This window comes from Devosia neptuniae, from assembly GCF_025452235.1.
Classification (GTDB): domain Bacteria; phylum Pseudomonadota; class Alphaproteobacteria; order Rhizobiales; family Devosiaceae; genus Devosia.
On sequence record NZ_CP104965.1, the window covers coordinates 2,204,940 to 2,216,211 of the forward strand.

Below are 11,272 nucleotides of genomic sequence, written 5' to 3' on the forward strand. Positions count from 1 at the left end.
AGACGCTGCTGAATTGAGAGATTTATAATGGGTGCCGGCAAGGCCAGTTTAAAAAGTGCGGAAGATCTGGTGGCGGCTGGGTTGGTTCCGCTTGAGCAGCGTGACGCACTGGCCGCGGTTGCCAAGCGCTACGCCATTGCGCTGACGCCGGCCGTGGTCGGCCTGATCGACCGGAACGACCCTGCCGATCCGATGGCGCGCCAATTCGTGCCACAGCTGGCCGAACTGGTCACTACCCCGGACGAGCGAGCCGATCCAATCGGGGATTTGGCCCGTTCGCCGGTCGAGGGAATCGTGCACCGCTATCCCGACCGCGTGCTGCTCAAGGCCGTGCATGTGTGCCCGGTCTATTGCCGGTTCTGCTTCCGGCGCGAAATGGTGGGGCCGCAAGGGCTGGGCACGCTAACGCCCGAAGCCATGGACGCGGCCATCACCTACATCGCCGATCATCCCGAAATCTGGGAAGTGATCCTGACCGGCGGCGATCCGCTCGTGCTCTCGGCGCGGCGGTTGCGGGAGATGATGGTTCGGCTCAAGGGTATCGACCACGTCAAGATCGTGCGCTTTCATACCCGCGTGCCGGTGGTGGAGCCCGAGCGGGTGGATGCGGCGCTGATCGATGCGCTCAAGGCCAGCGGCAAGACGACCTATCTGGCGGTGCATGCCAATCACCCGCGCGAATTTTCCGAGACCGCACGGGCGGCGATTGCGCGCCTGGCTGATAGCGGCGTGGTGCTGATCAGCCAATCGGTGCTGCTCAAGGGCGTCAATGACGACGTGCCGACACTGGCGGCGCTGATGCGCGGGTTCGTCGAAAACCGCATCAAGCCCTATTATCTGCATCACCCCGATCTGGCACCCGGCACCAGTCATTTCCGCGTCTCGATCGAAGACGGCCAAAAGCTCGTCGCCGCCCTGCGTGGCACGATTTCCGGACTCTGCCAGCCCACCTATATCCTCGACATCCCCGGCGGCCACGGCAAAGCCGATATCGGGGCGAGCAGTATCTCCCGTGGAGACGGCTGCTTCACCGTGCGCGATTTCCGGGGCGGGGAGCACCAATATCCGCCGCGGTGACATCGCGGACGGGCAAATAGACCCCGATTTCGCTTGTCCCCGGAGCCGTGCTAGAACGGCGTCCCGGTCATAGAGCGTTCAGTTATCGCGATGAATCCCATTCTTGGCGTTGTGTTGATCCTGGTGCTGATCGGGATCAGCGTGGTTATTTCGTTGTCCGAGATCGCTTTTGCGGCGGCGCGGGAAGTGCGCATCCGGGCGCTGGCCGAGGCGGGCAACAGCAAGGCGCTGCGGTTCGTGGCGCTACGGGCCAAATCGGGCCAGGTGATCACGGCGCTGCAGATTGCGACCAATGCGGTGTCGATCCTGGCGGGAACGCTGGGCGAAGACACGCTGGGGCCGGTATTTGGTGCGGGGCTCCTGGCGCTAGGCGTGCCGGTGGGCGCAGCTGGCATTGCCGGATCGGTGCTGGCATTTTGTCTCGTCACCGGCATGTTCGTGCTGTTTGCCGATCTGACGCCCAAGCGCATTGCCATGCTGGTGCCCGAGGATGTGGCGCTCTCGGTAGTGTGGTTTCCGGAGCTGGCGGTGCGGCTGCTCAAGCCTTTGGTGTGGCTCTTCGGCAAGATGTCGGATTGGCTGATCGGGCGGCTCAATCTCGAACCCAAAGTGCCGGCCGATGCAGTGACCGCCGAGGATTTCCGCATGATCCTGGCCGGTGGAGCGGCGTCTGGCGTGCTGATGAAGAATGAGCATCGGCTGATCGAGAATGTGCTGGCGCTCGAATTGCGCAGCGTCACCTCGGTCATGACCATTCGCGATGACATCGTTTATCTCGATCTCAGCGATCCGCTCGAAGTGCAGCAGGAAAAGGTCCGGCGGCGGCCGTTTTCCCATTACCCGATCTGCGATGGCGGCATCGACGCGGTGATCGGCTGCGTGCGGGCCGAGGATGTGCTGGCGACGGTCATGGACCGCTCCGAGCAGGTGGATTTCGCCAAGGCGCGGCGCGATGTGCTCTCGGTGCCCGATACGCTCAACGTGTGGGAAGTGCTGGCCGAATTCCAGGCGCAGAGCACCGGCTTTGCGCTGGTGGTCAGCGAATATGCTCTTGTGGTTGGCGTGGTGACGTTCAAGGATCTGATGGGCGCACTGATGCAGGGCCTGGCCAATCCGTTCGAAGAACAGGCGATCCTCAAGCGCGATGACCTCAGCTGGCTGGTGGATGGCGTGGCGCCCTTCGTGGACGTAACGCGCACCCTTGGCATCAAGCATCTGGAGGCCGAAGCGAGCTACGAGACTATTGGCGGCTTCATCGTCCACCGGCTGCGCCGCGCGGCGCGCAAGGGCGACAAGGTCGAGGCGGCGGGCTACGTGTTCGAGGTGGTGGATGCCGACAAGATGCGGCTCAACCAGTTATTGGTCACCAAGGTGGCGGGGAAGAAGCCTTCGATACAGTAGCAGCGCCACTCCATCACAGGGTCATTTCCACTTTCGACCCTGTGATGGAGTTAGCACCGGCCCCTTACAGCCAGCCGCGCTTCTTGAAGTACAGATAGGGCAGCACCGCCGACATGATCATCAGGCCAATCGCAAAGGGATAGCCGAATTCCCATTTCAGCTCGGGCATGATGTCGTAGTTCATCCCATAGATGGACGCGACCAGGGTCGGCGGCAGGAAGACCACGGCGGCCACCGAGAAGATCTTGATGATCTGGTTTTGCTCGAGGTTGATCAGGCCCAGCGTCGCGTCGAGCAGGAAATTGATTTTGCTGGAGAGCGTACGCGCATGTTCGCCCAGCGAAACGGCATCGCGCTGGATCAGCTTGACCAATTGGCGGGCGTCGCGTCCGGCTCGCGTCGTGTCGCCATTGGGGGCAATGTGGAAGGCCATGAGGCGCGAAATGCTGACCAGGCTTTCCTGCACCATGGTGAGCAATTCGGCCTTGGCGCCGATCCGCTCGATGATGGAGCGCAGATCCTGCTGCAGCTGCTTGGCGGTGCTGCTTTTCTTGCCGAACACGTCGCGCGAGATCTGGTCGATCTCGTTGCCGACGCGTTCCAGCGCATCGGCAGTGCGATCGATCATGGCCTCGAGCAGGCCCAGAAACACCTGTTCGCCCGAGCCGCAGGCAAGGCTCTTGGATTTCTGCGCGCGCAGCGTGAAGGCCAGGAACGGCTTGGGCTCGGCATAGCGCACGGTGACCAGCGTCTCGCCCTTGAGGATGAAGGTGATCGGGGTCTTTTGCGGCTCGTCGCTATCGAGCTTGTGCAGCCCGGTCATGGTCATGAATTCGGCGCCATCCTCGCTATAGAGGCGGGCGGAAAGCTCGATTTCCTCCATCTCGGCCTGGCTGGGGATGTCGATGCCCAGCAATTGCTCAACGAGGCGATCTTCCTCGGCGGTGGGTTGCAAAAGATCGAGCCAGACCAGGCCAGCAATACCGGCGGGATCGAGCGGAAGGGTGCTTTGCACGAGCCGTGCGGCTTCGTTGTGGTATGCGCGCAGCATTTGGGTAGGCTCCTAGGTAAGACCGCGCGCGGTCTACCGAGCCGACAATGCTGTCAGATCGAGGAGGCCGAGGGCGGGGTCGAAGATCGACTTCGACTGTCGGGGTTCATCTTTTTTCTCGCGTGTAAAATGGCAGGGCCATAGACGGACCGTGCATGCGCCCGGATTTGGGTTCTGTCAACGAGGGCATGCGGACAATTGCCGGTGATCGGGGCTCTCGTTGCTAAGCCCGCTCCAGCGCCCGTCCGGCAGGGAATATCCCGGACATGACCACGAAGCCCGGAATGCGGCGGACGCGGTCGGTCCAGCGACGCAGGGCCGGGTAGTCCTGGCGGGAAATGCCGCCTTCTTCGCTCAGCATCACATAGGGGAAGCAGGCGATATCGGCCGTGGTGGGGTGGTCGGGCGCGCAGAGCCAGTCGCGGTCTTGGCGTTCGCCGAACCAGAGATGTTCGTCCATGATGCGGAAGATGCGGTGGGCGGATTTCTGGGCTTTCTCGATGTCGAAATCGTAGTCGAAACCCAGGGCGAGGCGGGCGGCCGAGGCCGTGGCCGTGATGTCGTCGCCAACGGCGTGCCAGCGCAGCACTTCGGTAGTGATGGCCGGATCGTCGGGGAACCAGCGGCCGGTCTCGTCATATTTTTTGGCGAGATAGGCGAGGATCGCGCCGGAATCCGACAGGGTCAGCTCGCCATCCCTAAGCACGGGGAGCTGGCCGAAGGGATTGAGCTTCAGGAACCAGTCGGCCTTGTGCTGGCGGCCGGGGAAGAAATCGACCGGCACGATGTCATAGCGCAGCTTGAGCACGCTCATCAGCAGGCGCAGCTTGTAGCAATTGCCCGAGAGTTCGAAGTCGTAAAGGGTGATGGTCATGGGTCAGATATCCAGAACGAGGCGCGCGGACTTGGCCCGGCTGACGCAGGTCATCATGCAGGTATTGGAAGCCTTCTCGCTGTCGTTGAGATAGACGTCCTGATGATCCACCTCACCCTCCATCACCGCGGTGAGGCAGGTGCCGCAGGCGCCCTGTTCGCACGAAGAGGGGACGGTAAGGCCGGCCTCGCGCATGGTTTCAAGAATGGTGCGCCCCGAAGGAACATGCAGCGTCACGGCCGAGCGGGCCAGCTCGATTTCAAAGCTCGAGCTGTCGTCGATGATCTTGTCATTCTTGAAATATTCGAAATGGATGGCCTCATCGGGCCAGCCCTGTTCCGCCGCCGTGGCGCGGACGGATTCGAGCATCGCGGAGGGGCCGCAGACATAGACATGCTGGGCGCGGGACCAGGGGCCGAGCGTGATGGCAATGGTGGTAGCGATCTCGGCGCGGGGCAGGCCCTGGTGGATGATCACCTTGCCGCTGAGCGCTTCGAGCTGGTCGCGGAAGGCGGCTTGCTCGCCGGTGCGGACGAAATAATGCAGCTCATAGGGCAGGCTCGACTTATCGAGGAAACGGGCCATGGAGAGCAGCGGCGTGATGCCGATGCCGCCGGCGATCAGCACGGTGCGGGTGGCATCGCGGCGCAGCGGGAAATTGTTGCGCGGCTCGGAAATGGCCAGGACGTCGCCTTCGCGCACGCTGTCGATAAGCACTTGCGAGCCGCCCTTGCTGGCACTCTCGGCCTTGACGCCGATGATGTAGCTCATCAGTTCGCCGGGGCCATTGGTGATGGAATATTGGCGAATCAGGCCATTGGGCAGATGCAGATCGATATGGGCGCCCGGCTGGAAGGTGGGCAAGTGGCCGTCGCGCGCGGCCAGCTCGAAGCCGGTGACGCCATCGGCGGATTGCCATTTGCGCTTGACCACAACCGGCATGGTATTGCCGCGCGGAATGGCGATTTCGGGCATGGTGGCCAGATCGGCCGAGACCTTTTCAAACACCGGCTGCAACGGTTCGGGAGCCGGCTTGCGGGCGGCGGCACGTTCGAGGCGATCGCGCAGGCGGGTCAGGACCTCATTGTGCTGGCGCAGGATGGCCAGATCGGGCTGGCCGGCGACGAGGCCGCGGATGACGGAGCGATTGGCCTCGACCGGCTGGACGAACCAGATCGTATCGCCGGAACGGACGGAGAGGCCGGGCAGGCGTTCGGCATCTGGGGTGGCAAGGGCGTCGAGCACGTCTTCGGGCGCGGCATTGACAGGCATGGGGCGCAGGGCAAACCAGTCGCCGGTCTCGGCGCCGGGAAAGGGCGCGAAGGGCAGCTCGTCATTGGCGGCGGACCAGACCAGGCCATAGGCTTCGCGCACTGGATAGGTGCGGTTCTGAATGCGGCGGGCCGGGGCGTCGGCGGGGTGGGCTGGAATATAGGTGCAGCCGGCGGAGCGGTTAGCATAGCGCCAGCCGTGATACTGGCATTTGAGCTCGCCGCCCTCGTTGATGCCGATGGAAAGGCGCACGCCGCGATGCAGGCACCGGTTTTCCCAGACATTCACATTGCCATCGTCTGCTCGCCATACGGCTAGCTCGCGGCCAAGCAACTGGCCTTGATAGACGTGGCGGAACGGCAAATCTTCGCTCGAGGCGATGGGGTACCAGGTGGGGTCGGACAGGGAGAGCGTCATGGCGTCATCCGAAGAGAATTTTGGATCGCGCCACGATCGGATGAGGTCGATGTCGGCGGGCCTTGGCGTACGAGGTCCGCTCCATGCCGTCAGCTCGCGGCGGGGATCACGCCGTAGGTGATGCCCTTCTGGCTGAGCCAGCGGCGGTAGGCGATGGCGGATTTGTCGGCGCGGATCGGGGTTTCCGAGCGCGGATCGAGGGGGAGCCGCTTGGGGAACTGGTTTTCGAGGATGGGCTTGTCCTGGCCGAAAATGGTCTGTTGGAAGCGTCTGAGATCAGTGATGGTCGAGGTGGAGTCGATCATCGATTGCAGCAGATGCGCGCGGCAGCGCTCTTCGGTCATCGGTTGCAGGAAAATGGCGATGACGTCGCGGCGGTTCTCGTCCTCGGGGCAGGATTTGTAGAGCACCGAGCAGAAAGGGTGCGGCACGCGATAGACATATTCGACTTCCTGGCCTTCGGTGGCCGATAAAGCCGCGCGGGGCTGGAAGAAGCGGCAGCGGGTGGCCAGCACCTCGTCGCGTTCCTCGGAGACTTCGACGTCGTATTCCTTGACCTCGGTATGCGGCTCGGCGCCCAGAATGTCGGTGTGGACATAGGGGAAATGGCCCATATCGAGGAAGTTTTCGACGGCGCGGGGGGCCGAAACGTGAATGCCGATAGAGCCGCAGCTCATATTGACGCGGTCGGGCTCGGCATATTCGGGAATGGGGAAGAGTTCGGCTGGCGGATTGCCGAAACTGGTCCAGATATAGCCATAGCCGGTGATGACGGGCAGGCGGTCGGTGATGGTCGCTGGATCGATCTCGTCGCCCTGTTCCTCATCACCGCGGCGCCAGACGATTGGGGCGCCGTCGCGGTCGCGGGTGATGGCGATGCGGGTATCGAGCAGCAGCGTGGTTTCGACCAGGCCGGGAGTGATCTCGTTGGTCGCGGCCACGACCTGCCAGAGGTCGCGGGTCAGGGAGTCGATATTGGGCATGAGGCATCCGTGGCTTGCTGGAACCAGCATAGGGCGGCGGGGGCTTGTGGAGCAAGGGGTGACCGCCACCCCAGGCGGTATCCGCTACCCCCGATAAATATCAAAATTCCCAAATGCCTGCGTCGTTGCCATCACCTGCAGGCGGTTGACGTTGACATGCTGCGGCAGCAGCGTCGACCAGACGATGGTCTCGGCAATGTCCTCGGCATTCATGGCCTTGGTGTTTTCGTAGGGCTTGGAGGCCTTGCCCTCGTCGCCCTTGAAGCGGACCAGGGAGAATTCGGTTTCGGTCAGGCCCGGCTCGATATTGGTGACGCGGATATTCTTGCCCTGCACATCCGAGCGGATATTGAGGGCGAATTGCTTCACGAAGGCCTTGGTGGCGCCATAGACCGAACCGCCCGGATAGGGGTAATCGCCGGCCACCGAACCGAGCGTAACCACATGGCCGCCGCCGCGGGCGATCATGCCGGGCAGCAGGGCGCGCACGGTATAGACTAGGCCCGTGATATTGGTCGCGATCATGGTTTCCCAATCGGCGACATCGGCCTCGGCGGCGGGTTGCAGGCCCAGCGCCAGCCCCGCATTGGCGAGCACGATATTGATCTTGTCGAAGGGCGCGGGCAGGGCCGCGATCGCAGCATCGATGGCTTTACGATCCTGCACATCGAGTTCGATGATGTGGCAGTTTTCGGCGCCCAGTTCGGCCCGCAATTCCTTGAGGCGGTCGCCGCGGCGGCCGGTCGCAATCACCTTGCCGCCGGCCTCGACATAGCGGCGCGCGGCTGCGGCGCCAAAGCCGGAGGTGGCGCCGGTGATGAAGACGACGAAGCTCTTGGGGTCAAGCAGCTGATACATGGCGATGTCCTGAAGATTAGTCGGGGAGGTCGGGTCAGGGTGGACCGGGGAGGGGTCGGGCGTCAACCGGGCCACCTTTCCAAATCTTAACCCGGCTTACCGAGAGCTAACGTGATGGGCGAGCCGAGCCGAGCTATGGTTGCCGCTACAATTTGGGGATGCATGGGTTTGAAGACCGTCACGAAAATAGTTCTGGCTCTGGTGGTGATAGCGGGCGCAGGCGCCGCCGGGTGGTGGTTCTTTGCCGCGCCGAAGGCCGCGACTGTGCCCAATACGGTGACGGTAGGTCGCGCCGATATCGAGCAGACCGTGCTGGCCTCGGGCGTGTTGCAGGCCAATTCGCTGGTCAGCGTGGGCGCAGAGGTTTCGGGGCGGATCGATGCGGTCAATGTCAAGCTCGGGCAGGACGTCAAGAAGGGCGATGTGATCGCCGAAATCGACTCGCTCAATCAGGAAAATGCGGTCAAGGCCGCGCAGGCTGCGCTCACGGCCATCGAAGCGCAGAAACGGGCGCAGGAGGCGACGCTGGTGCAGGCCGAGGCCGCGCTGGCGCGCAATACTTCGCTGAGCGCTGGCAATCTGGTGTCCAAGACCGATCTCGATAGCGCGCAGGCGGCGGTGGATTCGTCCCTGGCGCAGATCGATCAGCTCGATGCGCAGATCGCCCAGGCGCAATTGAGCGTGGAATCGGCGCAGCTCAATCTGTCACGCACCAAGATCGTGGCACCCAATGACGGCACGGTGGTCGCGGTGCTGGTCGAAGCCGGGCAGACCGTCAATGCCAACCAGACGACGCCGACCATCGTCAAGATCGCCGATCTCGACACCATGGTAATCAAGGCCGAAATCTCGGAGGCCGATGTGGTGCGTGTGGCCGCCGGGCAGCGGGTCTATTTCACCATTCTGGGTGAGCCCGACAAGCAGATCGACGCCACCCTGCGCGAGATTGAGCCGGCGCCGACCTCGATCAGTTCGGACAGCACCTCGACCGATACGGCCATCTATTACAACGGCCTGTTCGACGTGCCCAATCCCGACCACAAGCTGCGCATTTCGATGACCGCGCAGGTCACCATCGTGCTCGACGAGGTCGAAAATGCACTGGTGTTGTCCTCGGGCCTCGTGACCCGGCGCGGGCCGGATGGCAATGCCATGGTGCTTGTCTACAATCCCGACACCGAGCAGACCGAGCCGCGGCGGGTCGAAGTGGGCCTCAACAACAATGTCATGGCCGAAATCAAGAGCGGGCTGAACGAGGGCGACGAAGTGGTAGCCTCAGGCGCCAGCGGCGTGCGCGTGCCGACGGGTGGGCAAGGCGGGCGCGGCCCCGGAGCGGGCGGGTTGATCGGCTTTGGTGGTGGGCCGCGGCCATGACGGATAGCAATACCCCGATCATCTCGTTGCGCGGGCTCAACCGGGTCTTCGCAACCGGGGGCGAGGCCGTGACCGTGCTGCGGGATATCGATCTCGATATCCATCAGGGCGAGCTGGTGGCCATCATCGGGCAATCCGGCTCGGGCAAGTCGACGCTGATGAACATTCTGGGGTGCCTCGATAAGGCGACCACGGGCAAATACACCTTTGGCGGCAAGGATGTCGGCCGGCTGGGACCCGATGCCCTGGCCGAACTGCGGCGCGAGCATTTCGGTTTCATCTTCCAGCGCTATCAATTGCTGCCCGATCTGGACGCGGTGGAGAATGTCGAAATTCCCGCCATCTATGCCGGGGTGGATGCGACGGCGCGGCGGCAGCGGGCCATCGACTTGTTGACCCGCCTTGGACTCGGCGAGCGGCTGAGCCATCGGCCCAATGCATTATCGGGCGGCCAGCAGCAGCGCGTCAGCGTGGCGCGGGCGCTGATGAATGGGGGCGAGGTAATCCTGGCCGACGAGCCCACCGGAGCGCTCGACAGCCATAGCGGCAAGGAATTGCTGGCTTTGCTGCACGAGCTGCATGGCGAGGGCCACACCATCATCATCGTGACCCATGATGCCTCCATTGCCGCGCAGGCCGAGCGGGTGATCGAGATTTCCGATGGCGTGATCATCGCCGACCGCCGCAATGGCGAAGAGACCCGCAATGACCGCACCAAGCAAGCCATCCGCCACATTGCGCGCTGGCGCGAAGGGCTGGACCGGGCCGGCGAAGCATTTCGCATGGCGCTGCGGGCCATGGTGGCGCATAAGCTGCGCACGTTCCTGACCATGCTGGGCATCATCATCGGCATTGCGTCGGTGGTGAGCGTGGTGGCCCTGGGGCAGGGCAGTCAGCAGACCGTGCTCAACAATATCGCCTCGATCGGCACCAATACGATCAATATCTATCCCGGCAGCGGCTTTGGCGACCGGCGCTCGGCGCGCATCCAAACCCTGGTGCCCTCCGACGCGGCGGCCATCGGCGAGCAGCCCTTTGCCGATAGCGTCTCCCCACAGGTCAGCTCCAACGCCACCGTGTTGTTCCGCGCCACCTCCTCCAATGCGACGGTGACGGGCGTCGGCGCGGGCTATTTCCAGGTCAACGGGCGCACCTTCACCGATGGGGTGGGCTTTACGCCCGCCAGCGTTAGCCAGATGACGCAGGAAGCCGTCATCGACAAAAATGCCAGCGACGCTTTCTTCGTCAACGGCGAGGAACCGGTGGGGCAGGTGATCATGCTCGACAATGTGCCGGTGCGGGTCATCGGGGTGGTGGCCAATGTCACCGGCTTCGGCCCGGGCGGCAATTCAGCCAATGTCTATGTGCCCTATACCACCGCGATGCGCCGCATCCTGGGGCAGAGCTACCTCAGCTCGGTCGCGGTGCGCGTCGCCGACAGCTATGACATGAGCGAGGCCGAGGCCGATATTACCGAGCTGCTGACGCGGCTGCATGGCGGCAAGACCGATTTTTTCCTGCAGAACACGGCGACCATTCGCGAAACGATTGAATCCACCTCGCAAACCCTGACCCTGCTGATCTCCACCATTGCAGTGATTTCATTGGTGGTGGGCGGCATCGGGGTGATGAATATCATGCTGGTCAGCGTCTCCGAGCGGACCAAGGAGATCGGCATTCGCATGGCGGTGGGGGCGCGGCGCGGCGATATCCTGCGCCAATTCCTGATCGAGGCGGTGCTGGTCTGCTTCGTCGGCGGCGCCGCCGGGGTGGCGCTGAGTTTCGGGCTGGGCAGCGCGCTGACGGCGCTCGTGCAAGGCGCGACGGTGCGCTACTCGGCGGAGTCGATTGTCTTGGCGATCCTGTCGTCGAGCCTGATCGGGGTGGTGTTCGGCTTCATGCCGGCGCGGTCGGCGGCAAGGCTGGACCCGGTGGAGGCACTGGCGCGGGAGTAGAAGGGGTATC

9 protein-coding genes are annotated in these 11,272 nt (G+C 63.4%); 4 read left to right on the forward strand and 5 right to left on the reverse strand.

Features of this window, described 5'->3' with window-relative positions; translation table 11 throughout:
* The first annotated feature begins 27 nt into the window (after positions 1 to 27).
* Positions 28 to 1,077: a lysine-2,3-aminomutase-like protein gene (locus N8A98_RS13625; RefSeq protein ID WP_262166087.1), complete on the forward strand. Its 1,050-nt coding sequence runs from the start codon at positions 28 to 30 to the stop codon at positions 1,075 to 1,077.
* Between the two features lie 90 nt (positions 1,078 to 1,167).
* Positions 1,168 to 2,478 carry a hemolysin family protein gene (locus N8A98_RS13630; protein WP_262166089.1) on the forward strand — a complete coding sequence of 437 codons (1,311 nt, stop codon included), beginning with the start codon at positions 1,168 to 1,170 and terminating at the stop codon, positions 2,476 to 2,478.
* Between the two features lie 64 nt (positions 2,479 to 2,542).
* On the opposite strand, the gene N8A98_RS13635 is transcribed toward N8A98_RS13630, so the two are convergent.
* The 5 genes from N8A98_RS13635 to N8A98_RS13655 form a co-directional block, all read right to left on the reverse strand.
* Entirely contained in the window at positions 2,543 to 3,529 is a 987-nt protein-coding gene (locus N8A98_RS13635; protein WP_113120204.1) for a magnesium transporter CorA family protein, read from the reverse strand.
* A gap of 223 nt (positions 3,530 to 3,752) precedes the next feature.
* On the reverse strand, positions 3,753 to 4,403 hold the full coding sequence (locus N8A98_RS13640) for a glutathione S-transferase family protein (protein ID WP_262166093.1): 651 nt from the start codon (positions 4,401 to 4,403) through the stop codon (positions 3,753 to 3,755).
* Positions 4,404 to 4,406: 3 nt separating this feature from the next.
* Positions 4,407 to 6,092: a Rieske 2Fe-2S domain-containing protein gene (locus N8A98_RS13645; protein ID WP_262166094.1), complete on the reverse strand. Its 1,686-nt coding sequence runs from the start codon at positions 6,090 to 6,092 to the stop codon at positions 4,407 to 4,409.
* An 89-nt stretch (positions 6,093 to 6,181) separates the two neighbouring features.
* A complete protein-coding gene (locus tag N8A98_RS13650) occupies positions 6,182 to 7,075 on the reverse strand; it encodes an aromatic ring-hydroxylating dioxygenase subunit alpha (RefSeq protein ID WP_262166096.1) in 894 nt (297 codons plus the stop codon).
* Positions 7,076 to 7,159: 84 nt separating this feature from the next.
* Positions 7,160 to 7,933 (reverse strand): SDR family NAD(P)-dependent oxidoreductase, encoded by a 774-nt coding sequence (locus N8A98_RS13655; protein WP_262166098.1) that lies wholly within the window; start codon positions 7,931 to 7,933, stop codon positions 7,160 to 7,162.
* Positions 7,934 to 8,101: 168 nt separating this feature from the next.
* On the opposite strand from N8A98_RS13655, the gene N8A98_RS13660 reads away from it, so the two are divergent.
* A complete protein-coding gene (locus N8A98_RS13660) occupies positions 8,102 to 9,307 on the forward strand; it encodes an efflux RND transporter periplasmic adaptor subunit (protein WP_262166099.1) in 1,206 nt (401 codons plus the stop codon).
* Positions 9,304 to 11,262, forward strand: a complete 1,959-nt coding sequence (locus tag N8A98_RS13665) for a MacB family efflux pump subunit (RefSeq protein WP_262166101.1) — start codon at positions 9,304 to 9,306, stop codon at positions 11,260 to 11,262. The genes N8A98_RS13660 and N8A98_RS13665 overlap by 4 nt, the downstream gene beginning before the upstream one ends.
* Positions 11,263 to 11,272 lie beyond the last annotated feature (10 nt).